Genomic DNA, 24,792 nt, shown 5'->3' with positions numbered 1-24,792 from the left:
ACAGATGCCGGGCACTGTGACGATGTACAGCACCACGTGGTGCGGCTACTGCCGCCGGCTGAAGAGCCAGCTGGACCGCGAGGGCATCACGTACAACGAGATCAACATCGAGCAGGACCCGGAGTCCGCCGCCTTCGTGGAGAAGGCGAACGGCGGCAACCAGACGGTGCCGACCGTCCGCGTCGTGCCCACCGCGGGCGGCGACGAGGTCGTCATGACCAACCCGAGCCTGGCCCAGGTGAAGCAGGCGCTCGGCGCCTGAGCCGCCGCGCCGGAGGAGGCCCTTGCCGGACAGTCTGCGGCGAGGGCCTCTTCCCGTGCGGCACCTTATGCCCTGTCAGAACCCGCTGCGCGTCGGCAGCGGCTTGCCGTACCAGATCTCGATCAGCCGGGCGGCGATGGAAATGCCGTACGGCGGCATCACGTCCCCGGAGTCGAAGGCGGCGCCCAGTTCGTCCCGGGAGAACCAGCGGGCCTCGTGGATCTCGTCGCCGTCGACCTCGATCTCGGTGGAGGTGGCGCGGGCCATGAAGCCGAGCATGAGGCTGGACGGGAAGGGCCAGGGCTGGCTGGCGACGTACTCGACCTGGCCGACGGTGATGCCCGCCTCCTCCAGCACCTCGCGGCGTACCGACTGCTCGATGGACTCGCCGGGCTCCACGAAGCCGGCCAGGGTGGAGAAGCGCCCCTCGGGCCAGTGGACCTGGCGGCCGAGCAGGATGCGGTCGTCCGCGTCGGTGACCGCCATGATCACGGCGGGGTCGGTGCGCGGGTAGTGCTCGGCGCCGCAGGCGGGGCAGCGGCGGATGTGGCCGGCCGCCGCGATGACCGTGCGTTCGCCGCAGCGGGAGCAGAAGCGGTGGGTGCGCTGCCAGTTCTCCAGGCCGACCGCGTGCACCATCAGGCCCGCGTCGCGCGGCGACAGCAGCAGGCCCGCCTCGCGCAGGCCCGCCGGGCGGGCGGACTGGTCCATGCGGCCGGGCAGGGCGTCCTTCTGGAGGGCGAAGTAGCTGACGCCGTCCTCGTCGATGCCCAAGAAGTAGCGGTGCGCCTCGGTGAGCGGGGCTTCGAAGGACGGGCTCATGACGAGTTCGGTACGTCCGTCGGGCGTCTCGTCGATGAGGACCTGGCCGCCGGAGACCACGAAGCAGCGGGTCGAGGGGTGGCTCCACGCCGCCGCGAGCCAGGCCTCGTCGAGCCGGTGGTGCGCGGCACGGTCGATGCCGCTGGGGGCGGTGAGCGAGATGGGTCGGTCGGTGGTGTGGTCGGTCCAGGTGGTCACGGGTGCTTCCAACTCCCCCGGTGCAACGGTTGATTCGGCGGCGGTTCAGCGGGACGTGCGGCAGGAGGCGACCGGGTCCGGCGGGGCCGCGCGGTGCGGGCGGCCTCTCCAGTGTGCCCCGCGCGGGGCACCCCCTCGGCCGGGTCGGTCAGGGGGCATGGCGCCAGTGCTCGGCGAGGTCGCCCCAGAGGTACGCGGTGGTCTCGGCGCCCTTGAGGAGCCGGTCCAGCTCGATCTTCTCGTTCGGGGCGTGCCAGCCGTCGGAGGGGACGGAGATGCCCAGGAAGAGGACGGGTGCGCCGAGAACCTCCTGGAGGTCGGCGGCGGGTCCGGAGCCGCCCTCGCGCGTGTAGCGGACCGGCCGGCCGAAGGCACGGCCCATGGCGCGGACCACGGACTGGAGCGCGGGGTGGTCCAGGGGCGTCAGGCAGGGGCGGGTGGCCGTGGAGAAGGTGATCTCGTGGCGGATCCCGGCGGGCAGCCGGTCGGCGGCCCAGGCGCGCACGAGCTGCTCGACCTGGTCGGGATCCTGGCCGGCGACCAGGCGGAAGGAGAGCTTCACCATCGCCGAGGACGGGATGATCGTCTTGCTGCCCGGGCCCTGGTAGCCGCCGCCGATACCGTTGACCTCGGCGGTGGGGCGGGCCCAGACACGCTCCAGGGTGGTGTACCCGGCCTCGCCCTCGGTGGCGTACGACTTGGCGGTGCGCAGCCACTGCCGCTCGTCGAAGGGCAGCTCGGCGAAGAGCGCACGCTCGTGGTCGGTGAGATCCACGACACCGTCGTAGAAGCCGGGGATCGCCACGCGCGCGTGCTCGTCGTGCAGCGCGGCGACGAGGCGGGCGGCGGCGGTCGCCGGGTTGGGCACGGCGCCGCCGAAGGAGCCGGAGTGGACGTCCTGGTCGGGGCCGTACAGCCGGATCTCGCACTCGGCGAGGCCCCGCATGCCCGTACACACCGTGGGGGTGTCCTCGGACCACATGCCGGTGTCGGAGACGATCACCGCGTCGGCGGCGAGCCGCCAGGCGTGCTCCTGGACCAGCACCCGGAAGTGCGGGGAGCCGGACTCCTCCTCGCCCTCGATCAGCAGCTTGAGATTGACGGCCGGGGTGGTGCGGCCGGTGGCGGCGAGGTGGGCGCGGACGCCGAGGGTGTGGAAGAACACCTGCCCCTTGTCGTCGGCCGCCCCGCGCGCGTGGAGGCGGTCGTCCCGGACCACGGGCTCGAAGGGGTCGCTGTCCCAGCCGTCCTCGCGTGCGGCGGGCTGCACGTCGTGGTGGCCGTAGACCAGGACCGTGGGCGCCTGCGGGTCGTCCGAGGGCCACTCGGCGTAGACCGCGGGGGCGCCCGGTGTCTGCCAGACCTCGGCGGTCGGGAAGCCGGTCTCCTTGAGGGTGCTCGCGAGCCAGTCGGCGCTGCGCCGCACGTCGGGGGCGTGCTGGGGCTGGGCGGACACCGACGGGATGCGCAGCCACTCGGCGAGGTCGGCGAGGAAGGCGGCGCGGTGCTGGTCGATGTACTCACGGACGGCGCTGTCCGGGGTCTGGCTCATGCTCACGAGCCTATCGGCCCGCGGTGACACCCCGTTCGTGCGGTTCGTCACCGTACGGCTCGCCCAGCAGCAGTCGTTCCAGCGCGGCCCGGCCCGGGAGATCGTCCGGCCGTACGACCTCGCCCGTCCGCACGTACACGAACGCGGCCGTGACCGACTCCGGGGGCACGCCCTGCTGCTCGGCCCAGGCGAGCCGGTACAGGGCGAGCTGGAGGGCGTCGGCGGTCCGGCCGTGGCCGGTCTTCCAGTCGACGATCTCGTACGTCGCGCCCGCGCCGTCGCCGTGCCGGTACACGGCGTCGATCCGCCCCCGGACCACGCGGCCGGCGATGGCCAGCTGGACGGGCGCCTCGACGCGGTAGGGAGTGCGGTGGGCGTACTCGGTGCGTTCGAACGCCTCCTTGAGGGCCTCGAGATCACGTTCGTCGGCGATCTCTGCCTCGGTGCCCGGCAGCTCCTCCGGCTCCAGCATGGGCAGCGTCAGCTCGTCGAAGCGGGCCTCCACCCAGGCGTGGAAGCGGGTGCCCCGGCGGGCCGCGGGCTGCGGCGGGCGCGGCATGGGCCGGGCCAGTTCCCGCGCGAAGCCGTCCGGGTCGGCGGCCAGGCGCAGCACCTGGGACGCGGTCAGCGACGCCGGCAGCGGGACCTCCGTGACGGACGCGCGCGCGCGGAGCAGCTCGCCGGTGAGGGCGTCGAGATCGCGGTCCCAGGAGGCGATGGTGCGGGCCTCCTCGGGGGTGAGAGGGCTCGGCTCGGGCAGCGCGGGGTGCGGGCGGGCACCCGGTACGGCGCCGGCGTCGGGGGGCGGCGTCTGGTGGGGGACCGTCGGGCGGGGGGCCTGCGGGGGGCGGGGGGCATCCGTGGGCCCGTGCGGCTCCGCGGGCAGGTTCGTGGGCCGGTTCGTGTCCCAGGAGTCCCAGCCGGCCGGGTCCTCTCCCTCGTACGCGTCCTCCTCGTAGGCGAACCCGTCGAAGGGGATCTCGTCGTGGGAAGCCCCGTCGTGAGGGCCACCGGCGTGGGAGACCTCGTCGTGCGGGATCTCGTCGGAGAGGGTCTCCGAGGGGGTCTCCTCGTCCGGCGGTACCGGCCAGTCCGGGTCGTCGTACGTGTCCGGGTCGTGGACGGCGGCGGGGTGGCCGGCGAGGGCGTCGAGGTGGGCCAGGACCGTCTCCGCCGCCGCGCGGCGCCGGGCCAGGGCGGCGGTGTCCAGGGGCAGGGGCCACAGCTGGCCGTCGGTCGCCCGGTGAAGGGCCGGGTTCTCCTCGTCCTCGGCGGGTTCGTCCGCCCACGCCTCGATCTCGCCGTGACCGGCGGCGCAGTGGTCGTAGAGGGCGAGGAGGAAGTCGGAGGGGCCGCGGGGCTTCTTCTGGGTCGGGCCCCACCAGTGGCCGGAGCCGAGGAGGAGGGAGCGGGGGCGGGTGAAGGTGACGTAGCCGAGGCGCAGTTCCTCGGTGTGCTGGTGGTCCTTCATGGCCTCGTGGAAGGCCTTCATCCCGCGCGCGTCCCACGTCCCGATGTCGGGCAGCGTGTCGGCGTCGCCGCGCAGTGCGTGCGGGAGCACCTTCGCCTGGGCGGTCCACTTCTCGCGGCCCTGGGCGCTGGGGAACGTACCGGTGACGAGCCCGGGGACGGCGACGACGTCCCATTCCAGGCCCTTGGACTTGTGCGCGGTGAGCACCTTGACGGTGTTCTCGCCGCCGGGCAGGGCGTTGTCGAGGCCCTTCTCGTACTGGGCGGCGGTGCGCAGGAAGCCGAGGAAGGCGAGCAGGCTCGCCTGGCTCTCGTTGGCGGCGAAGGAGGCGGCGACGTCGAGGAAGTTCGACAGGGTCTCGCGGCGGCGGGCGGCCAGGGCGTGCGGGGAGGCCGACAGTTCGACCTCCAGTCCGGTCACGGCGAGCACCCGGTGCAGGACGTCCATGAGCGGGTCGGACAGGGAGCGGCGCAGGTCGCGCAGTTCGGTGGCGAGGCGGGCGAAGCGCACGCGCGCGTCCGGCGAGAACGGCAGCCCGTCGTCGCCCCCGCCGCCTTCCAGCGGGGTCTCCAGGAACGTGTCCAGCGCGTCGGCGAGCGAGATCACCTCGGCCGGGTCGACCCCCTCGACCGCCTCGGCGAGCCGGCGGTCCGGGTCGTCGTCGGCGTCCACGCGCGCGTGCGAGACCAGCAGCCGGGCGCGCCGCCCCAGCAGGGCGAGGTCGCGCGGGCCGATGCGCCAGCGCGGGCCGGTCAGCAGACGGACCAGGGAGGCGTTGGCGCCGGGGTCCTGGAGCACCTCGCAGACGGCGACCAGGTCGGCCACCTCGGGCAGGTGCAGCAGCCCGGAGAGGCCGACGACCTCCACGGGGATGTCACGGGCGACGAGCGCGCCCTGGATCTCGGCGAAGTCGGTGGCCGTACGGCACAGCACGGCGATCTCGCCGGGCTCCTGGCCGGTGCGGACCAGGTGGGCGATGGAGTCGGCGATCCAGTCGACCTCCTCGGCGTGGGTGCGCAGCAGGGCGCAGCGGACCGTGCCGTCGCGTTCGGCGCCGGGCGCCGGGCGGAGCGCCTCCACGCCCGCGTGCATGGCGCGCAGCGGCTCGGCGAGGCCGTTGGCGAGGTCGAGCAGGCGGCCGCCGCTGCGGCGGTTCTGGCTCAGCGCCTGGCGCTCGGCCACGGTGCCGTCGGGGTGGGCGAAGTGCTCGGGGAAGTCGTCGAGGTTGGCGACGGAGGCGCCGCGCCAGCCGTAGATCGCCTGGCAGGGGTCGCCCACGGCGGTCACCGGGTGGCCGGTGCCGCCGCCGAACAGGCCTGCCAGGAGGACGCGTTGGGCGACGGACGTGTCCTGGTACTCGTCGAGGAGGACCACGCGGAACTCGTCGCGCAGGATGCGGCCCACTTCGGGGAGCCGGGCCAACTGCGCGGCCAGGGCGATCTGGTCGCCGAAGTCGAGCAGGTCACGCTCGCGTTTGGCGGTGCGGTAACGCTGGACCAGGGCGGCGAGTTCCCGGCGGGCGGCGGCGGTGTCGGGGGCCTTGCGCAGGTCGGCGTTGGTGAGCTTGGCGCCTTCGAGGGTGCGCAGCAGTTCGGTGTCCCACGCGCGCAGGCGCTCGGGGCCCACGAGGTGTTCGGCGAGCTCCGAGTCGAGGGTGAGCAGGTCGCTGACCAGGTCCGGGAAGGAGCGGGTCAGCGCCGGGTAGGGGCCCGGGGCTTCGCGCAGCACGCGCGCGGCGAGCTGGTAGCGGGTGGCGTCGGCGAGCAGACGGGACGTCGGTTCGAGGCCGATGCGCAGGCCGTGGTCGGTCAGCAGGCGGCCCGCGAAGGCGTGGTACGTGGAGATCACCGGCTCGCCGGGCGGGTTGTCCGGGTCGATGACGTCCGGGTCGGTGACTCCGGCCTTGACGAGGGCCTTGCGGACCCGTTCGGCGAGTTCACCGGCGGCCTTGTTGGTGAAGGTGAGGCCGAGCACCTGTTCGGGTGCGACCTGGCCCGTGCCGACCAGCCACACCACGCGGGCCGCCATCACCGTCGTCTTGCCGGACCCGGCTCCGGCCACGATCACCTGCGGGGCGGGCGGCGCGGTGATGCAGGCCGTCTGCTCCGGAGTGAACGGAATGCCGAGGAGCTCCTTGAGCTGCTCGGGATCGGTGATGCGTGCGGACACCCGGAAGAGGCTAGCGGCGGGCACTGACAGCGGATGCCCAATCGCCCTCCGGAACGGAAAAGGCGCAGCTCAGACCGTATGGTGCCGTATGTCACTCGACCACATGGCGTCCCTCGGGGCGGGCGCTGCAGGACGCCCGGAAGGCACAGTGGGCGCAGTGCTGGCCGGTGGTCGGCGTGAAGCGTTCGTCGAGCACCTTGCCGGCCGCCGTCGCGAGCAGCTCGCCGACCCACTCCCCCTCCAGCGGCTGCTGGGCCTGCACCTTGGGCAGGGTCTCGCCGCCGTCGCGCTTGGCGGCGCCCTGACGGAGCTGGACTAGTTCGGCGCCGCCCGGCTCGGGGCGCACGCCGTCGAACGCCTCGTCCACGGCCCCCTCCCGCACCGCCAGCTGGTAGACGGCCAGCTGGGGATGACGGGCCACCTCGGCGGCGCTGGGAGCCTGCTTGCCGGTCTTGAAGTCGACGACGTACGCGCGTCCGTCGCCGTCCGCCTCGACCCGGTCCATGGAGCCGCGGATGCGCACCTCGTAGTCGCCCGCTCCGAGGGTGACGTCGAAGTCGTGCTCGCTCGCCACCGGCGTGCGTCCCGTGCGGTCCATGACGTGCCACCGCAGGAAGCGTTCGAGCGCCACGCGCGCGTGCTCCTTCTCCTGGGTCGACTTCCACGGCGCGTCGAAGGCGAGCGCGTCCCACACCGAGTCGAGGCGTTCCATGAGGACGTCGAGGTCGGCGGGGGTGCGCCCGGAGGCGACCTCGTCGGCGAGGACGTGCACCACGTTGCCGAAGCCCTGGGCGGCGGTGGCGGGCGCGTCGGCCTTCACCTCGCGGCCGAGGAACCACTGCAGGGCGCAGGTGTTGGCGAGCTGGTCCAGGGCGCTGCCCGACAGCACGACGGGCTGGTCGCGGTTGCGCAGCGGCACCTTGGACTCGGTCGGCTCGAACATGCCCCACCAGCGGTAGGGGTGCGCGGACGGGACCAGCGGGCGGCCGTCCTCGTCGGCGAGCGCGGCGAGCCGGGCCAGCCGGCGGGCGGCGGCCTCTCTGAGCGCGTCCGACGCGCGCGGGTCGACGGTCGTGGCGCGCAACTCGGCGACGAGCGCGGCGACGGACAGCGGTCGGCTCGGCCGGCCGGTGACGTCCCTGGGCTCGACGCCGAGCTCGGTCAGGAAGCGGGAGGGCTGGTCGCCGTCGTCGGCCGGGGCCTTGACCGCGGTGACGACGAGGCGTTCTCGCGCGCGCGTGGCGGCGACGTAGAACAGGCGGCGCTCTTCGGCGAGGAGCGCTCCCGGGGTGAGCGGTTCGGCGAGCCCGTCGCGGCCGATACGGTCGGCCTCCAGCAGGGAGCCGCGGCGGCGCAGGTCCGGCCACAGGCCCTCCTGAACGCCCGCCACGACGACCAGGCGCCACTCCAGCCCCTTGGACCGGTGCGCGGTCATCAGGCGCACCGCGTCCGGCCGCACGGCCCGCCCCGCCAGGGTGTCGGCGGCGATGTCCTCGGCCTCCAATTCCTCCAGGAAGTTCAGCGCGCCGCGGCCACCGGTGCGCTCCTCCGCGCGGGCCGCCGTCGCGAACAGCGCGCACACGGCGTCCGCGTCGCGGTCCGCGTTCCGTCCGGCGGCACCGCCCCGGCGGGCGGTCCGCTCCAGGCGCGCGGGCCACGGCGTGCCCTCCCAGAGGTCCCACAGCGCCTCCTCGGCCGTACCACCGCCGGCGAGCCGCTCGCGCGCCTTGCGCAACAACGCGCCGAGGCGCTGGGCGCCGCGCGCGTACGCCGGGTCGTGCGCCACCAGGCGCTCGGGTTCGGCGAGCGCCCGAGCGAGCAGTTCGTCGGACGGCGGCGGCACGGGATCGCCCGCCGCCCGCTCCTCCTCCCGCAGCGCCCGCCCGAGCCGGCGCAGGTCGGCGGCGTCCATGCCGCCGAGCGGTGAGGTCAGGAGAGTGAGCGCGGTCTCGGTGTCGAGCCAGCACGCCGCCCGCTCGGGCCCGTCACCGCCGGAAGGGCTGCCGTTCGCGACGTCCCGGCCGGAAGGAATCCCGCCTTCGGCGTCACCACCGGAAGGGTTCCCGCCTTCGGCGTTCTCGCCGAGCAGGACTCCGCTTTCGGTGTCCCCGCCGACAAGGCTCCCACTTTCGGTGTCCCCGCCGACAAGGCTCCCACTTCCAGTGGATATGTCCGCCCTCGAGGCCTCGGCCGGCACGTCCCCGGCCTCAGCCCCGACCCGATCAGAAGCCTCTCGGGGGCGCCACCCCGCCTCCGCCGCGGCCACCGCCCGCAGTGCCGTCAGCAGCGGTGCCACCGCCGGCTCGTGGCGCAGCGGCACATCGTCGCCGTCGATGTCCAAGGGCACCCCGGCGGCCGTCAGGGCGCGGCGGACGGCCGGGATCGTGCGGGATCCGGCGCGAACCAGGACCGCCATCCCGCCCCACGGCACGCCGTCCTCCAGATGGGCCCGGCGCAGAATGTCGGCGATGTTGTCGAGCTCGGTCCCGGGCGTCGGGTACGTGTAGACCTCCACGCGGCCGCCCTCCCGTACCGGGGTCAGCTCGCGGTGGGCGCGCACCTTGTCGGCCGGGAGCCGGGTGAGCGGCATGCGCTGGGTCAGCAGCCGGGTCGCGGCCAGCAGGGCGGCGGAGGAACGCCGGGAGGTCCGCAGGACCTCGACGGGGGCCGGGCGGCCGTCCGCGCGCGGGAAGGCGCGGGGGAAGTCCAGGATGCCGTTCACGTCCGCGCCCCGGAAGGCGTAGATCGACTGGTCGGGGTCACCGAAGGCGACCAGGGTGCGGCCGTCGCCGGCCAGGGCGTGCAGCAGGCGCACCTGGGCGGCGTCGGTGTCCTGGTACTCGTCCACGAAGACGGCGTCGTAGCGCGCGGCGAGCTGGGCCGCGACCTCGGGGCGGCGGGCGAGGAGCACCGCGCGGTGGACCAGTTCGGCGTAGTCGAGGACGCCCTGCAGGTCGAGGACGTCGAGGTACTCGGCGAGGAACGCGGCGGCGGCGCGCCAGTCGGGGCGGCCGATGCGGCCGGCGAAGGCGTCCAGGGCGTCCGGACCCAGGCCCAGTTCACGGCTGCGGGCGAGCACCGCGCGGACCTCGTCGGCGAAGCCGCGGGTGGTCAGGCAGGCGCGCAGCTCGTCCGGCCAGCGCACGTGCGCCAGGCCCAGCCGCTCCAGGTCGGGCTGGCCGGCCAGCAGCTCACGGACGGCGACGTCCTGCTCCGGGCCGGACAGCAGCCGCAGCGGCTCGACGAACAGGGCGCTGTCCTGCTGGGCGCGGACCAGGGCGTAGCAGTACGAGTGGAAGGTGGTCGCCCGGGGTGCGCGCGCCGCTCCGACGCGCAGCGCCATCCGGTCGCGCAGCTCTACGGCCGCCTTGCGGCTGAACGTCAGCACCAGGATCCGTTCGGGGTCCGCGCCGCGCGCGATGCGGGCCGCGACGGACTCCACCAGGGTGGTGGTCTTGCCGGTGCCGGGACCGGCGAGGACGAGCAGCGGTCCGGCCCCATGGTCAACCACGGCGCGCTGTGTCGCGTCCAGACGAGGGGGGTCCGATCGTTCCGGCGGGGTACGCACCAGTCGGTAAGCGCCACGGTCCCCCTGTCGCACCGGGTGGTGCGACAGGCGCCTGGTGGAGGAAGAGGAGCTCACGTGGTTCGCCGGTCCTGGTGGGTGTGCTGGTGTGCCGACCGCCCTGCGTGGCGGGCGGTGGCGGCGGGGTGAGGGGGACACGTGCAGCCGACGCTACGCCGACGGGTCGGACGGAAGCAGGGCTTCCGCTTCTTCCCGTGCGGCTCACTGGGCCCGCATGTCCCTTGCACCACGAACGTACGTCATGCCACGGATGTGCCCCGTTTCCCTCGTACGGATCACAGGTCACCTGCGGACGCGTCCGATGGCGGAAGCTGTCAGGTGTGAGCCTCCGGGTGTCCGCCGCCGTCCCACCGCGCGCGTCCGATGTCGACGCGCGGCAGGTGGCCCTCGGCCGTGCGGGCCGCCTCCTTCAGGGGCGTGCCCTCCGCGCGGTAGTGGCCGAGCGCCTCCAGCTCGTGCCCCGGGAGCAGGACGCCGTCCGCGCGCACCACGCGCCACCAGGGGACGGCGCTGCCGTAGAGGGCCATCACCCGGCCGACCTGGCGCGGGCCGCCCTCCTCCAGCCATTCGGCGACGTCCCCGTACGTCATGACGCGCCCCGCCGGGATCATGTCGGCGACGTCCAGCACCCGCCCGGCGTACTCCGGCAGGTCCTGCGTGCACTCCGGGCGGGCGTCCCCAGGAAGGCTGTCCTCGCTCATTCGTCCCATCCTGCCGCATGCCTCCGACAGTGCGACGCGCTCACCACTGTGCGTGACCCTCGTCCCGCGGCAGCGCTTCGGACGGACTGTCCGCCCCCGCGTTTGCACCCTGATGCCCCCGTGTGTCGGTGGAGCATGCCACCATCGTGCGGGCGGTGACTGGTGATACGAGACCAAGAAGAGACGATGAAGCAGCAGGGTGTGCATCCCGAGGACGCGGAGAGCACCCCTGATGCCTCGCCGCGCCCGCACACCGCCGACGGGGGCGAGGCGAGGATGAGGAAGGCCGGGGAGCCGGCCGCGCCCGGGACCGCCGCGGACGCCGGCAGCACGGCCGGCCGGGGCACCGGGGACGACTCGGGTGAGCACCACACCGACGAGGTCGAGGGCGACGAGCCGCTCCTCCCCGCGCGCGTGCACCGCCCCTCCGACCTGATGCGGCTCATGGTGGGCGTGCTCGCGATCGTGGTGCTGCTCGCCATCGCCGCGTTCGCGCACGGCACCACCTCGGGCCTCGAACAGGACATCACCAAAGGCACCGGCCAGGCACCCGACCTGCTCATCAAGATCGCGGGGCTGGCGTCCAGCATCGCGATCCTGCTGGTGCCGGTCGCGTTCGCGATCGAGCGGCTGATCAAGCGGGACGGGCTGCGCATCGCCGACGGCGTGCTCGCGGCGGTCCTCGCCCACGGGGTGACGCTCGCCACCGACCTGTGGGTCGCCCGGGCCGCCCCCGACTCGATCCAGGAGGCCCTCACCCAGCCCTCCCCCGGTGACATCAGCGCCCTGACCGACCCGGTGCACGGCTACCTGGCCCCGGTCATCGCGTACATGACGGCCGTCGGCATGTCCCGCAGGCCCCGCTGGCGCGCGGTGCTGTGGATCGTGCTGCTCCTGGACGCCTTCTCGATGCTGGTCACCGGTTACACGACACCGTTCTCGATCATCCTGACGGTGCTGATCGGCTGGACCGTGGCCTACGGCACGCTGTACGCGGTCGGCTCGCCCAACGTCCGCCCGACCGGCCGGACGCTGATGGCGGGCCTGCGGACGGTCGGCTTCCGCCCGGTGAGCGCGGCCCGCGAGGACACCCTGGACGCCGCGGACGCCGGCGACCGCGGCCGGCGGTACTTCGTCACCCTGGAGGACGGCCCGCCCCTGGACGTCACGGTCGTCGACCGGGAACAGCAGGCGCAGGGATTCTTCTACCGGGTGTGGCGCAACCTCACCCTGCGCGGCTTCGCCACCCGGCGCAGCCTCCAGTCGCTGCGGCAGGCACTGGAGCAGGAGGCCCTGCTGGCGTACGCGGCGATCGGGGCGGGCGCCAACGCGCCCAAGCTGATCGCCACCTCGGAACTCGGCCCCGACGCCGTGATGCTCGTCTACGAGCACACCGGCGGCCACACCCTCGACTCGCTGCCCGACGAGGAGATCACCGACGAGCTGCTGCGCAGCACCTGGCACCAGGTGCGCGCGCTGCAGTCGCGGCGCATCGCGCACCGCAGGCTGGCGGGAGACGCCATCCTGGTGGATCGTTCCGGCACGGTGATCCTCACCGACCTGCGCGGCGGCGAGATCGCGGCCGGTGACCTGCTGCTGCGCATGGATGTCGCGCAGCTGATGACGACCCTCGCGCTGCGGGTCGGCGCCGAGCGCGCGGTGGCCTCCGCCGTGGAGGTGCTCGGCCCGGACGCGGTGGCCGACTGTCTGCCGATGCTCCAGCCCATCGCGTTGACGCGCTCCACGCGCGCGACGCTGCGGCGGCTGGCCCGAGAGCGGGCGGAGCGGGAGCGCGAGGCAGTCCTGGAGGCGTCCCGGCAGGCCAGGCCGGCCCGCGCGGAGGCGGCCGGGGGCGACGCCGAAGCCGTCCTCGACAAGCCCGACAAGAAGGCCGTACGCGCGCAGAGCAGGGCCGAGAAGCGGGCCATGGACGAGGCTCTGGACGAGGCACGGGAGGAAGATCCGCTCACACAGATCCGGCACCAGGTGCTGCGCATCCGGCCGCAGGCACCGGTCGAGCCGGCCCGCCTGGAGCGGGTGCGGCCGCGCACGCTGATCAGTTTCATCGCCGGCGCGATCGGCGGGTACTTCCTGCTCACCCAGCTCACGCACATCGAGTTCGGGCCGCTCGTGGCCAACGCCGAGTGGGGCTGGGTCATCGCGGCCGTGCTGTTCTCGGCGCTCAGCTACGTGGCCGCCGCGATGGCCCTGCTGGGCTTCGTGCCCGAACGGGTACCGTTCCCGCGGACCGTGGCGGCGCAGGTCGCCGGGTCGTTCGTGAAGATCGTGGCACCGGCCGCGGTGGGCGGCGTCGCGCTGAACACGCGCTTCCTCCAGCGCTCGGGCGTACGGCCCGGGCTCGCCGTGGCCAGCGTCGGCGCGTCACAGCTGTTCGGGCTCGGCTGCCACATCCTGATGCTGCTGGCCTTCGGCTATCTGACCGGCACCGAGAAGACCCCGTCCCTGTCGCCGTCCCGGACGGTCATCGCGGGCCTGCTGACCGTGGCGGTACTGGTGCTCGTGGTGACCTCGGTGCCGTTCCTGCGCAAGTTCGTCGCCACGCGCGTGCGGTCGCTGTTCGCCGGTGTCGTGCCGCGCATGCTCGACGTACTCCAGCGGCCGCAGAAGCTGGTCACCGGCATCGGCGGCATGCTGCTGCTCACCGCCTGCTTCGTGATGTGCCTGGACGCCTCGATCCGCGCCTTCGGCGACGAGACCAGCTCGATCAGCCTGGCCAGCGTGGCCGTGGTCTTCCTGGCGGGCAACGCGCTCGGCTCCGCCGCACCCACGCCGGGCGGTGTGGGGGCCGTCGAGGCGACCCTGACCGTCGGTCTGATCGCCGTCGGCCTGCCCAGCGAGGTCGCCGCCCCCGCCGTGCTGCTCTTCCGGCTGCTGACGCTCTGGCTGCCGGTGCTGCCCGGGTGGCTGGCCTTCACCCACCTGACGCGGAAGGGCGCGCTGTAGGCATCACGGTGGGCATGCCGGCGAGCATGGCCGCCAGCACCGCGGCGGGCATCGCTGCGGGCGCCACCATGTGACGTCCGGCGGCGTCCCGCACGGGACGAACCCGGCCCTGAGGCGAGCCCTCCCCTGGTCGAGTCCCCGCGCGCGTACCTCGTACGGCCCGCGTCCCGAGCGCCCCGCCGCCCGCGGGCGCAGGATGGATGCATGCCGAATCCTTCCCGGCTGCGCGCCGCCGCCCTCACCGCCACCGCCGCACTGCTGTCCGCCGCGCTGGCCGGGTGCGGCGGCGACTCCGGGGGCCAGGACCTGACGGCCCAGAAGCTGACCTGGAAGGACTGCCCGGCGCCGTCCCAGGCGCAGGGCGGTGGCGACGCCCCCTCTCCCCTGCCGGACGGCGACGAGTGGCAGTGCGCCGGCATGAAGGCGCCGCTCGACTGGGACGCCCCCGAGGGCGACACCATCGACATCGCGCTGATCCGGGCCAGGGCCAGCGGCGCGGCGGACCAGCGCATCGGCTCGCTGATCTTCAACTTCGGCGGGCCCGGCGGTTCGGGCGTCACCACGCTGCCCGCGTTCGGCGAGGACTACGCGAAGCTGCGCACCCGCTACGACCTGGTCAGCTTCGACCCGCGCGGGGTCGGCCGCAGCGCCGGGGTGTGGTGCGAGAACGACCAGCAGCTCGACGCCTACTTCCAGCAGGACGCCACCCCCGACGACGCCGCCGAGCGCACCGAGTACGTCGACAGCGTCAAGGAGTTCAACGCTGCCTGCGAGAAGAAGTCCGAGAAGATGCTGCCGCATGTGCGCACCACCGACGCGGCCCGTGACATGGACCTGATGCGCCAGGTGCTCGGCGACGACAGGCTTCACTACTTCGGCATCTCCTACGGCACCGAACTCGGCGGCGTCTACGCGCACCTGTTCCCGGAGAAGGTCGGCCGGGCGGTGTTCGACGCCGTGGTCGACCCCACGCAGAACAGCGAACAGGGCTCGCTCGGGCAGGCCGAGGGCTTCCAGCTCGCGCTCGACAACTACGCCCGGCACTGCGTGTCCCAGGAGGAGGACTGCCCGGTCGGCAGCAGCGCGCAGGACGTCGAGGACCGCATCGCCCAGCTGCTCAAGGACCTGGACAGCGAGCCGATCCCCGGAATCTTCCCCCGCGAGCTGACCCAGACCGCCGCCACCAGCGGCATCGCCCAGGCCCTGTACTCGCAGGACTTCTGGGAGTACCTCACCGAGGGCCTTGAACAGGCGTACGACGGGAGCGGCGAGATCCTGATGCTGCTGTCGGACTCGTTGAACGGCCGCAACCAGAACGGCGAGTACAGCAACCTCACCGCGGCCAACGTGTCCATCAACTGCGCCGACGACAAGCCGCGGTACACCACCGAGGACGTGGAGCGGAAGCTGCCCGAGTTCCGGGCCGCCTCGCCGCTGTTCGGCGACTTCCTGGCCTGGAGCATGATCAGCTGCACCGACTGGGCGGTGCCCGGCGCCGCGGACCACCCGGACGTCAGCGCACCCGGTTCGGCCCCGATCCTGGTCGTGGGCAACACGGGCGACCCGGCCACGCCGTACGAGGGTGCGCGCAGGATGGTCCAGGCGCTGGGCGAGGGGGTCGGCGTGGAACTGACGTACAAAGGCCAGGGGCACGGCGCCTACGACAGCAAGAACCGGTGCGTGCAGTCAGCGGTGAACGGCTATCTGCTGGAGGGGAGGACACCGAGCGCCGGAACCGTCTGCTCCTGACGCGAGGGGCAGTACCGAGCGACCGGCACGAGCGGCAGGCACGAGCGGCAGTAACGAGCGGCAGTAACGAGCGATATCTCGCGACGAAGTCGCAGGTCAAAAGGTTATCCACAGGCTCCGCCGGGTTCGCGGCGATCGGCCTACCATGGCCGGACAGCCGTGCGCGATCGAGGACGGACGGCCTGAACAGGGGGGCGATCATGGCACGCTTCGTACGGTGGACGGCGCTGACCGTCGCCGCCGGGCTTCTGGCGGCGGGGTGCGGCGGCTCGTCCGGCGACTCGTTCGGCAACGGCAAGGGGACCTCCGCGCCGGCCACGACCGGATCCTCCGGCGGTTCGGCGTCGCAGCTGCCCGCGTCGCTCACCGGCCAGACGCTGGACTGGGGCGTCTGCGAGGGCACCGACGGCGTGCCAGCGCCGGGGGACGAGTGGCGGTGCGCGACGCTCAAGGCCCCACTGGACTGGGCGAAGCCGGAGGGCGAGACGATCGACCTGGCCCTGATCCGCACAGCGGCCACCGGAGACGACCGCATCGGCTCGCTGCTGTTCAACTTCGGCGGCCCCGGCGGCTCCGGAGTGTCGACTCTGCCGGCCTACGCCTCCTCCGTCTCGGCCCTCCACGAGCGCTACGACCTCGTGAGCTGGGATCCGCGCGGGGTGGGCGCCAGCGGGAGCATCCGCTGCCGCGGCGACGAGGAGATAGAGGCCGCCGAGGCCGTGGACGTCAGTCCGGACACGTCGGCCGAGGAGACGGCCTACTTCCGGGACGCCGCCGACTTCGGCAAGGGCTGCGTGGAGTCGGCCGGCGAGCTGGTGGCCCATGTGTCGACCACCGACACCGCCCGCGACATGGATCTGATGCGGCAGGTCCTCGGCGACGCGAAGACGCACTACTTCGGCATCTCGTACGGCACCGAGCTCGGCGGCGTCTACGCCCACCTCTTCCCACAGAACGTGGGCCGGCTGGTGCTGGACGCGGTCGTCGACCCGAGCGCCGACGCGGTGGGCCACGCCAGGAACCAGACCCTGGGCTTCCAGCGCGCGCTGGACGACTACCTGGAGTCGACCGGCCAGGACCCGGCACAGGGCACCCGGAAGGTCGCGGACCTGCTGCAGCGGATCGACGCGGAGCCGCTGGCGACGTCGACCGACCGGAAGCTGACGCAGACGCTCGCCGTCATCGGCATCGTCCAATCGCTGTACCGGGAGTCGTTCTGGCCCACCCTCACCAACGCCCTCAAGGCCGCCGAACAGGGCGACGGCTCCACGCTGCTGGAGCTCGCCGACATGTACAACGAGCGCGACGGCTCGGGCCACTACACCACGACGACCCATTCGCAACGGGTCATATCGTGCCTGGACGACAAGCAGCGGCCCACGCCCGAGCAGGCGAAGCAGCTGCTGCCGGAGTTCGAGGAGATCTCACCGGTGTTCGGACCGTTCCTCGGCTGGGACACGGCGGGCTGGTGCCACCAGTGGCCGGTGCCCGGACAGTTCGACACGCCCGAGGTGAGCGCCCCGGGGGCGGCGCCCATCCTCGTGGTGGGCACCACGGGCGACCCGGCGACACCGTACGAGGGCGCCCGCAGGATGGCGGACGAGCTGGGCCGGGGCGTCGGCGTGATGCTCACCTGGAAGGGCTCCGGTCACGGTGCCTACGCGAGCGGCAGCGACTGCGTCGACTCCACGGTCGACGCCTACCTGCTGGACGGCACGGTGCCGAAGGACGGCAAGGTCTGCTCATGACGCCGGCGGGGCCTGCACGCACCCGAGGCGCGTGGAGCCCCCGCCGGACGGGAGGCCGAGCCGGATCAGTAGACCGGCTTGTGCGGCTCGATCTGGTTGACCCAGCCGATGACGCCACCGCCCACGTGGACGGCGTCGGAGAAGCCCGCGGACTTCAGGACCGCCAGGACTTCCGCACTGCGGACGCCCGTCTTGCAGTGCAAGACGATCTTCTTGTCCTGCGGGAGGCTCTCCAGGGCGGCGCCCATGAGGAACTCGTTCTTCGGGATCAGCCGGGCACCCGGGATCGACACGATCTCGTACTCGTTGATCTCGCGCACGTCGATGATGTCGATGTTCTCGCCGTCGTCGATCCACTCCTTGAGCTGCTTGGGAGTGATCGTCGAGTCGGCGGCCGCCGCCTGGGCCTCCTCGGAGACGACGCCGCAGAAGGCCTCGTAGTCGATGAGCTCGGTGACGGTGGGGTTCTCGCCGCAGACCGCGCAGTTGGGGTCCTTGCGGACCTTGACCTGGCGGTACTGCATCTCCAGGGCGTCGTAGATCATCAGGCGGCCGACCAGCGGCTCACCCGTGCCGGTCAGGACCTTGATGGCCTCGGTGACCTGGATGGAGCCGATCGACGCGCACAGCACGCCGAGCACGCCGCCCTCGGCGCAGGAGGGGACCATGCCGGGGGGCGGGGGCTCCGGGTAGAGGCAGCGGTAGCAGGGGCCGTGCTCGGACCAGAACACGGAGGCCTGGCCGTCGAAGCGGTAGATCGAACCCCAGACGTACGGCTTGTTCAGCAGCACGCAGGCGTCGTTGACCAGGTAGCGGGTCGCGAAGTTGTCCGTACCGTCGACGATCAGGTCGTACTGGCTGAAGATGTCCATCACGTTGTCGGCCTCGAGCCGCTCTTCGTGCAGGACGACGTTCACGTACGGGTTGATGCCGAGCACGCTGTCGCGGGCCGACTCGGCCTTGGAGCGGCCGATGTCCGCCTGGCTGTGGATGATCTGGCGCTGCAGGTTGGACTCGTCGACCTCGTCGAACTCCACGATGCCGAGCGTGCCGACGCCCGCCGCGGCCAGGTACATCAGGGCCGGCGAGCCCAGGCCGCCGGCGCCGACACAGAGCACCTTGGCGTTCTTCAGCCGCTTCTGCCCGTCCATCCCGACGTCGGGGATGATCAGGTGGCGGGAGTACCTGCGGACCTCGTCTACGGTGAGCTCGGGGGCCGGCTCGACCAGGGGTGGCAGCGACACGGGGACTCCGTTGGTCGGTCAATCACTACGGTTGTTCTCCCCGTAACACTGCCACGGCCTTTTTCATTCCGAGACACCTGTTCCGACACGCGAGACGGTGTCGTCCCAGTAGCCGGGCATGGTCTCCCAGGGGTCCCTGCGGCCACCGCGATCGAAGCGATCGGTGAAGTGACGGGCGCGGTCGGTGAAGTGACGGGCGCGGTCGGTGAACCAGAGGGTCGCCGCGCCCTGCCGACGGGCGATGCGCAAGAGACCTCGGCCAGATGGCCGCGGGGCAGGCCGTGCAGCAAGTGGGCAGAGGCGCTCGGGCCGGTGGCCGGCGGTCCGCTCGGCCGCCTGCGACCAGCGGTGGTCGCTGAGTCGGCCGGCCGCCTCCAGGCAGTGCGGATCGGGGAGGGCGCCGGGGCCGCCGGCGACGTTCAGGACGACCCGGTGCAGGGCGGCGCCGTGGCGGGCGAGCTCGCCCCACTCGGTGGGGGCGAGGTGGGGGTGGGCCGGGCCGGGGACACTTGAGCCGGTGTGGACGCCGGTCCCGGACTTTCTCGCCTGTCTCCTGGTCAGATACGGCATGCCGCCTCCATCCAGATGTCCGCGAGGGACTCCTCCAGGTTGATGCGGGGGCGCCAGCCGAGGCGGTCGCGGGCGGTGCGGACGTCGGCCTGCTGCCAGGTGCCGCAGCCGTCCGGGTAGGGGTAGGCGGCGGGGCTGGTGTGGATCGAGGGCGGGGTGTGGGCCGCGTGGCCGGTGTGGGCGGAGGTGTGGGTGCCGTGGGTGTAGGTGGCGTGGGGTGCGGGGTCCGGGTCGGCCCGGTGGCCCAGGTCCGCGGTCCTCGGATGGGCCAGGTGCTCGGGGCGGGGGTGGCCGATGGCGGGGCGCGGGGCGCCCGGCGGGCCGTCGAGTTCGTGCAGGGCGCCGCCGTAGCCGGCCACGCGGGCGAGGATCGCTGCGGCGTCGCGGAGCCGGACGGCACGACCGGAGCCGATGTTGATGACGCCCTGGGCGGCGGAGAGCGAGGCGGCGTGCACGGCGCGGGCCACGTCGCGTACGTCGACGAAGTCGCGTTGGGCGCCGAGGCCGCCGAGTTTGAGTTCGCCGTCGCCGGTCTGCATGGCGCGGCGCATGGCCTCGGCGAGGCGGCCGAGGGGGGAGCCGGCGGGGGTGCCGGGACCGGCGGGTGAGAAGACCCGCAGGACCACGGCGTCCAGGCCGGAGCCGAGGACGAGTTCGGTGGCGGCGAGCTTGCTGACGCCGTAGGGGCCGCCGGGGCGGGGGACGGCGTCCTCGGCGGTGGAGGAGCCCGGCTGGCTGGGGCCGTACTCGGCGGCGCAGCCGATCTGGACCAGGCGGGCGCCGCAGCCGCTGCGGCGCAGGGCCTCGCAGACCGTGGCCACGGCGACGGTGTTGTGGCGGGTGAGTTCGCGGGCACCGCCCCGGGTGGTGCCGGCGCAGTTGATGACCACGCCGGGGTGGACGGCGTCCAGGAAGCGGGTGAGGGCGCCGGGGCTGCCGGAGGCGAGGTCGAAGCGGACGTCGGCGTCGTCGCCGCGGCCGAGGGCGGTGAGTTGGACCGCCGGGTCGGCGAGGAGGCGGTCGGCGACGAAGCGGCCGAGGTAGCCGTTGGCTCCGATCAGCAGGACTCTCATCGGGCGGCTCCCGGGGCCGGCTCGGCGGGTCGGGAGGTTGTCATCTGGGGGTCTCCTTACGGGTGGGGGGTCTGCGGTGGCCTGCGGCGCGTCGGCGGATGCGGCCTACGCGGCCGTCCGGCCGGTCACCACCCGCCGGCCGTTCTGGCGTGCGCCGAGGCGCGGGGCAGTGTGCGGGTGGCGTGGATCAGGAGGGTGAGCGCGGCTGCTCCGCAGGTCAGAGTGGGGACGGCGGCCGGGCCCCAGGTATCGGTGAGGGCCCGGACGGGGGTGGCCAGGAACCCGCAGTGCGGGAGGCGGCCCGCGAAGAGGGTGGCCAGCGCGGTGGCCTGGGCTGTGGCCGTCGCCGTGAGCATCACGGCGGAGGCATGGGTGAAGCCGTGGACGGCGAGGAGGCGGGCCAGGACGAAGAGTGCGGCCAGGGTGAGGGCCTGGGGGTAGGGGGCGGGTTCGCGCAGCAGGGCCGCGGCGAGGGTGAGCAGGGCCGCCACCGCCGCCAGGCAGAGGGCGAAGGTCCCCAGGAGCAGGGGGCGGACCGCTGCCGCGAACTCCCGCAGGGTCCGGCTGGTCGACAGGGTGCGGCGGGCTCGCGCGGTGAAGTGGTGGGCGAGCCAGGCGGCGGGGGCGCACGAGGCGGTGAGGGCGAGGAGCGGGACCATGCTGACGGGCCAGGGGCCGCCCGGTGCGATGGTCGGTAAGGTCTCGGGGCCTCCGGACGCGGCCGCCTTCAGAAGACCGTCGCCCAGCGCGGCGTAGGCGAGGAGCCAGCAGACCCAGAGGGGGGTGGTGAGGGTGCGGACGAGGTTGCCGGTGCTCTGGGGGCCTCGGGTCAGGGCCGCGCGCAGGGCGAGGGCGACCGCCGCGGTGCCCGCGCCGACCGCGAGGAGCCGGGCCCGGCCGTGGGTGAGGTGGAGGGCGGCCACGGTCGCGGCCGCGGCCGCGCCGGGGAGGAGCGCGCGAAGGAGCCGGCCGGTGCCGGGGCGGGGCTCGGTGAGGGGTGCGGGGGTGGTGACGGGGAGGGTGTCGTTGCCGCGGGGGACCCGGGCGTACATCTCCTCGGCCAGGGAGAAGACGTCCTTGTGACGGAAGCGGGCGGCGGTGCGGTCGGTGATGCCCTGGGCCTCCAGGCCCGCCGCGATCTCCAGCGGGTCCACCGCGCGTTCACACAGTCCACGGTGGTGGTGCATCAGGGTTTTCACCGGGTCGGCCGGTCCCCGGCGCGGGGCGCGCCGGGGAGCGGGACCGGCCGGCGGCACCGCCGCGAGGCACTGCTCGGAGCGGGCGTCCCAGGCACCGGGGCTGCTCGGGGTGCCGGGGAGGCCGGCTTTGTGGATGTCGGTCATCGGGCTGCCTTCGCCGCGGGGACGCCGGTGGTGGCGCGCACGGGCGGACCGGCTGCCCAGCCCGGGCCGCTGCGGGCCACCGTGCGGCTCGCGGCGGTCCAGCGGCCCGGGAGGTGGGCCTCGGCGGGGACCGCGAAGGGGAGGGGGTCGCCGGTGTCGCCGTAGGCCGTGCGGCGGGCGGGGCAGCGCGAGACGATCTCCAGGTAAAGGCCGTGGAGTGCCGCGATGTTCTGCTCGACGGTGAACAGTTCGAGGGCGCGGGCGCGCGCGGCGGCGCCCAGACGCTCGCGGCGCTCGGGGTCACGCAGCAACGCCACGCACGCCTCGGCGAGCGCCCGGGGGTTGCGCGGGGGCACCACGAGCCCCGTGCCGCCGATGACCTCCACCACCGCGCCGGCGTCCGTCGACACTGTCGCCCGCCCGCAGAACATGGCCTCGACGAGACTGACCGGGAAGCCCTCCACGACGCTGGAGAGGACGATCACGGCGCCGGACGCGTAGGCGTCGGCCGGGGCCGGGCACTCCGGGCCGCCGGTCTCCTCGAAGGAGACGGGGTTGTCGCCGACCGCGTGCGGGCCGTCGGCCTCGTCGGGGAAGAGCTGGGCGGCCAGCGCCCTGCAATGGGCCAGGTAGCCGGCACCCTCGGGGCCGGTGGGGGCGCCGACGACGCGCAGGCGGGTGCCCGGTTCGTCCCGGCGGATCTCCGCGAGGGCGTGGAGGAGTGAGACCAGGTCCTTGGCCGGTTCGACCCGGCCGACCCAGACCAGGGTGTCGGGGGCCGCGCGCTCCGGGGACTCCCCCACCTCGGCGAAGGGACCGGCGTCCATGCCGGGGTAGACCGTGCGCAGCTTCGCCCGGTCGGCGCCGCAGCGCTCCTGCCAGCGGCGGGCGTGGGCGTCGCCGGGCGTGACGTACGCGGCCTGCCGGTAGCTCTCCGCGGCGAGCCTGTGGTGGAAGGCGGCGAGCAGGGACCGTACGGCGGGCGGGGCGTCGGTGGTAGTGAGGTAGTGCGTGCGCAGCCGCACCCCGTACTCGGTGACCAGCAGGGGTACGCCGGCGAAGTGCCGGGCCAGCAGGCCGGGCAGGGCGGCCGCGCCGCCCGACGTCGCGTGGCACAGGTCGGCCGAGCCGAGCCCGTCGTCCTCGTACCAGTCGAGCGAGAGGGGGCGCAGGGCGTGCTCCAGGTGCGCGGCGACGGTGAGCAGGTCGGGTACGCGCGCCTCGTGCGCCGCGCGGAGGGCGCCCGGGGCACGGCAGGCGCGTTCCAACGCGCGTACGGCGGTCTCGGAGCGCAGGGCACCCACCAGGCCGCCCTCCTCGCGGGCGAGTTCGGCGAGGCCGTAGAGGGCGCTGGCGAAACGGTCCGCCACAGTGGCCGACCCGCCCGTCACCGCAAGCGACCCGTCCACCGCAGCGACCGGCCCGTCCACCACAGGGACCGGCCTGCCCGCCGCAGCGACCGGCCTGCCCGCCGCAGCGACCGGCCTGCCCGCCGTGGAGCACAGTACGGCCGTCAGTTCCCCGTAGCACTCGGCGAACCGCCGGCGCGCGCGGCGGCCGTACGCGACCCCGTCGTCCTCGGCCGTCCACAGCGGCGCCGTGCGGACCTGGCGGACCTGGGGCGGCAGCGCGAGCAGGCCGTCGTCCTCCTGGCGCTCGCTGCGGCTGAGCGCGTACACGTCGAATTCGTGCTGCGCGAGCCCGCGCACGAGCCGGTCGCACCAGGGACTCGCGTCACCGCTCACGTACGGATAGCCACCCTCCGTGAGGAGTCCTATGCGCACGATCACACCCCCGATCTTCCGTTAGGGGAGCCGCCGTTGGGCCGACGGCTCGCAGCGGGAAAGAACGTATGCGGACAAGCCGGTGGTGCGACGGACGGTTGTCCGTCGCACCACCAAAAGGGGTGAACGACGGTAACTTTCCCGTGCGGGACACGTTCCGTCGCGCTAGGAGCTCACGTGCGCACGGACCGTCACGGCCACGCCGGCCGGGTCAACTCCGGGGATACGGCCAGGGGTTCGCCTCGCACCGGATGCCGTCGTGCTCCAGGAACTTGGTCTGCTGCTGCATGACGGGCGCCAGCTCGCCGGACGTGTCGCAGGTGACGTGGGAGTAGCCGAGGCGGTGGCCGATCTCGTGGTTGATCAGCATCTGCCGGTAGGCGTGGATCTGGTCGCCGTACGTCTCCGAACCCTGCGCCCAGCGATAGGCGTTGATCATGACGCGCTCGGTGGCGGCGGAGTCGCAGGAGACGTTGTCGACCGTGGTGTCCAGGCCCGACTTGGCGCACCAGTCGGCGGTGGTGCCGGGGCTGGCGAGCGTGATCACGAAGTCGGGTCGGCCGGAGTGGATGCGCTCGAAGGTGCGGCCGCCGTTGTGCGCCCAACTGCGGTCGTCGTTCAGCGTCTTCTGCACGGCCTGCGCGAAGAGCTCACCGTCGAGACCGAGCCCCTGCTCCACGTCCACCCGGTAGGTGTACTTCTGCCCCGTCCCCGGCGCCTTGTCGATACCGGTGATCGCGTCGAACTTCCCCGAGCCGTCGAGCGTCGCGCTCAGCGGGTACGTGCGGTCCATCTTCTGCCCGTACGTCAGGGGGCGTGCGCTCGGCGTACCCGACGGCGTCGGCCGGCCGTCCCCGCGTGACGCGGAGCCCCGGACGTCCCTGCCGCGGTCGGCGGCGGACTGCGACTCCACGGCACCGTCCTCGCCCCGTCCGGTGACCTGCCCGGCGACGATCACGGCCAGCACGGTGGTCACCGCGACGGCCGCGATACCGGCGAAGGCGCGGCCCTTGCCGCCCTTGGACGACGCGGGCTCGCCGGCCGGGGGTGCCTCGTCGGCCGGGCCGGCTTCCGCGTCCCCGGCGGTGACGGAGGCATGCGGGGCGGCGGGGGGCGCCGGGGCACGGTGTACGAGGACGTCGTCCTGTTCGTCGAACGCGTCGAGGTAGTCCTGGCGTGGCCCGGGGGGCGCCTGCCGCTGGCGGGGAAACACCGGTGCGCCGGCTCCCGCCATCGTGCGCCCTGTGAACTCACCCCAGCCGCCCCCGCGTTCACGCTGCTCGGGATGGCCACCGCGGACCTGGTGAGTGCCGTGGGCGGGGGTGCCGCCGGGCAGTTGCGGCACCCCGTGCGCCGGGGTGCCGTCCGGCAACCGCGGGAAGCCGTGGGCGGGCGTCCCCTCGGGCACACGGGACGCCCCGCGCGCGGGGGCACTGCTGGCAAAGCGGGGGACTCCTTGCGCCGGAGTCCCGTCCGGCAAACGGGGAAACCCGTGCACCGGAGTCCCGTCCGGCAAACGGGGAAACCCGTGCACCGGAGTCCCGTCCGGCAAACGG

Annotated in this window: 14 protein-coding genes and 1 pseudogene; 4 read left to right on the top strand and 11 right to left on the bottom strand. The window is 73.7% G+C overall.

Going from position 1 to position 24,792, the window contains the following annotated elements; genetic code table 11:
- Positions 1-4 precede the first annotated feature (4 nt).
- On the top strand, positions 5-262 hold the full coding sequence (locus ACFF45_RS13815) for a mycoredoxin (protein WP_381346104.1): 258 nt from the start codon (positions 5-7) through the stop codon (positions 260-262).
- 75 nt (positions 263-337) lie between these two features.
- Here ACFF45_RS13815 and nudC read toward each other — a convergent pair whose 3' ends face one another.
- From nudC to ACFF45_RS13790, 5 genes are all read right to left on the bottom strand, one after another.
- Positions 338-1,282: an NAD(+) diphosphatase gene (gene nudC, locus ACFF45_RS13810; RefSeq protein WP_381346102.1), complete on the bottom strand. Its 945-nt coding sequence runs from the start codon at positions 1,280-1,282 to the stop codon at positions 338-340.
- A gap of 148 nt (positions 1,283-1,430) precedes the next feature.
- On the bottom strand, positions 1,431-2,834 hold the full coding sequence (locus ACFF45_RS13805; RefSeq protein WP_381346100.1) for a dipeptidase: 1,404 nt from the start codon (positions 2,832-2,834) through the stop codon (positions 1,431-1,433).
- Positions 2,835-2,844: 10 nt separating this feature from the next.
- A complete protein-coding gene (locus ACFF45_RS13800) occupies positions 2,845-6,474 on the bottom strand; it encodes an ATP-dependent helicase (protein ID WP_381346098.1) in 3,630 nt (1,209 codons plus the stop codon).
- A gap of 91 nt (positions 6,475-6,565) precedes the next feature.
- Positions 6,566-10,117 carry an ATP-dependent helicase gene (locus ACFF45_RS13795; RefSeq protein ID WP_381346096.1) on the bottom strand — a complete coding sequence of 1,184 codons (3,552 nt, stop codon included), beginning with the start codon at positions 10,115-10,117 and terminating at the stop codon, positions 6,566-6,568.
- Between the two features lie 257 nt (positions 10,118-10,374).
- On the bottom strand, positions 10,375-10,761 hold the full coding sequence (locus tag ACFF45_RS13790) for an MGMT family protein (protein WP_381346094.1): 387 nt from the start codon (positions 10,759-10,761) through the stop codon (positions 10,375-10,377).
- Between the two features lie 186 nt (positions 10,762-10,947).
- Here ACFF45_RS13790 and ACFF45_RS13785 point away from each other — a divergent pair, with 186 nt between their 5' ends.
- From ACFF45_RS13785 to ACFF45_RS13775, 3 genes are all read left to right on the top strand, one after another.
- Positions 10,948-13,725: a lysylphosphatidylglycerol synthase domain-containing protein gene (locus ACFF45_RS13785; protein ID WP_381346092.1), complete on the top strand. Its 2,778-nt coding sequence runs from the start codon at positions 10,948-10,950 to the stop codon at positions 13,723-13,725.
- A gap of 204 nt (positions 13,726-13,929) precedes the next feature.
- Complete coding sequence (locus ACFF45_RS13780; RefSeq protein ID WP_381346090.1) at positions 13,930-15,474, top strand: alpha/beta hydrolase; 1,545 nt, start codon at positions 13,930-13,932, stop codon at positions 15,472-15,474.
- A 200-nt stretch (positions 15,475-15,674) separates the two neighbouring features.
- The gene (locus tag ACFF45_RS13775; protein ID WP_381346088.1) at positions 15,675-17,222 is read left to right on the top strand and encodes an alpha/beta hydrolase; all 1,548 of its coding nucleotides are present in this window, start codon (positions 15,675-15,677) and stop codon (positions 17,220-17,222) included.
- 65 nt (positions 17,223-17,287) lie between these two features.
- Here ACFF45_RS13775 and moeZ read toward each other — a convergent pair whose 3' ends face one another.
- The 6 genes and pseudogenes from moeZ to ACFF45_RS13745 all read right to left on the bottom strand — a co-directional run bounded on the left by moeZ (position 17,288) and on the right by ACFF45_RS13745 (position 24,734).
- Positions 17,288-18,466, bottom strand: a complete 1,179-nt coding sequence (moeZ, locus tag ACFF45_RS13770) for an adenylyltransferase/sulfurtransferase MoeZ (protein ID WP_381346086.1) — start codon at positions 18,464-18,466, stop codon at positions 17,288-17,290.
- A gap of 63 nt (positions 18,467-18,529) precedes the next feature.
- Positions 18,530-19,036: pseudogene (locus ACFF45_RS13765) on the bottom strand (putative glycoside hydrolase).
- Positions 19,024-20,109 carry an SDR family oxidoreductase gene (locus ACFF45_RS13760; protein WP_381346084.1) on the bottom strand — a complete coding sequence of 362 codons (1,086 nt, stop codon included), beginning with the start codon at positions 20,107-20,109 and terminating at the stop codon, positions 19,024-19,026. Before ACFF45_RS13760 ends, ACFF45_RS13765 begins: the two are co-directional and overlap by 13 nt.
- 125 nt (positions 20,110-20,234) lie before the next feature.
- A complete protein-coding gene (locus tag ACFF45_RS13755) occupies positions 20,235-21,452 on the bottom strand; it encodes a hypothetical protein (protein WP_381346082.1) in 1,218 nt (405 codons plus the stop codon).
- A complete protein-coding gene (locus ACFF45_RS13750) occupies positions 21,449-23,236 on the bottom strand; it encodes a DUF3492 domain-containing protein (RefSeq protein ID WP_381346081.1) in 1,788 nt (595 codons plus the stop codon). Before ACFF45_RS13750 ends, ACFF45_RS13755 begins: the two co-directional genes overlap by 4 nt.
- A 211-nt stretch (positions 23,237-23,447) precedes the next feature.
- Entirely contained in the window at positions 23,448-24,734 is a 1,287-nt protein-coding gene (locus tag ACFF45_RS13745) for a DUF3152 domain-containing protein (protein ID WP_446697133.1), read from the bottom strand.
- Positions 24,735-24,792 lie beyond the last annotated feature (58 nt).

It is taken from the genome of Streptomyces cinereospinus (assembly GCF_042430725.1).
Taxonomy (GTDB): Bacteria; Actinomycetota; Actinomycetes; order Streptomycetales; family Streptomycetaceae; genus Streptomyces; species Streptomyces cinereospinus.
This window is presented reverse-complemented; position numbering and strand designations above follow the sequence as displayed.

Bases quoted from the DNA above. Each gene is read 5' to 3' on its own strand.
- ACFF45_RS13815 (WP_381346104.1), top strand. From the start codon at position 5: ATGCCGGGCACTGTGACGATGTACAGCACCACGTGGTGCGGCTACTGC.
- ACFF45_RS13805 (WP_381346100.1), bottom strand. From the start codon at position 2,834: ATGAGCCAGACCCCGGACAGCGCCGTCCGTGAGTACATCGACCAGCAC.
- ACFF45_RS13790 (WP_381346094.1), bottom strand. From the start codon at position 10,761: ATGAGCGAGGACAGCCTTCCTGGGGACGCCCGCCCGGAGTGCACGCAG.
- ACFF45_RS13785 (WP_381346092.1), top strand. From the start codon at position 10,948: ATGAAGCAGCAGGGTGTGCATCCCGAGGACGCGGAGAGCACCCCTGAT.
- ACFF45_RS13780 (WP_381346090.1), top strand. From the start codon at position 13,930: ATGCCGAATCCTTCCCGGCTGCGCGCCGCCGCCCTCACCGCCACCGCC.
- ACFF45_RS13775 (WP_381346088.1), top strand. From the start codon at position 15,675: ATGGCACGCTTCGTACGGTGGACGGCGCTGACCGTCGCCGCCGGGCTT.
- ACFF45_RS13760 (WP_381346084.1), bottom strand. From the start codon at position 20,109: ATGAGAGTCCTGCTGATCGGAGCCAACGGCTACCTCGGCCGCTTCGTC.
- ACFF45_RS13755 (WP_381346082.1), bottom strand. From the start codon at position 21,452: ATGACCGACATCCACAAAGCCGGCCTCCCCGGCACCCCGAGCAGCCCC.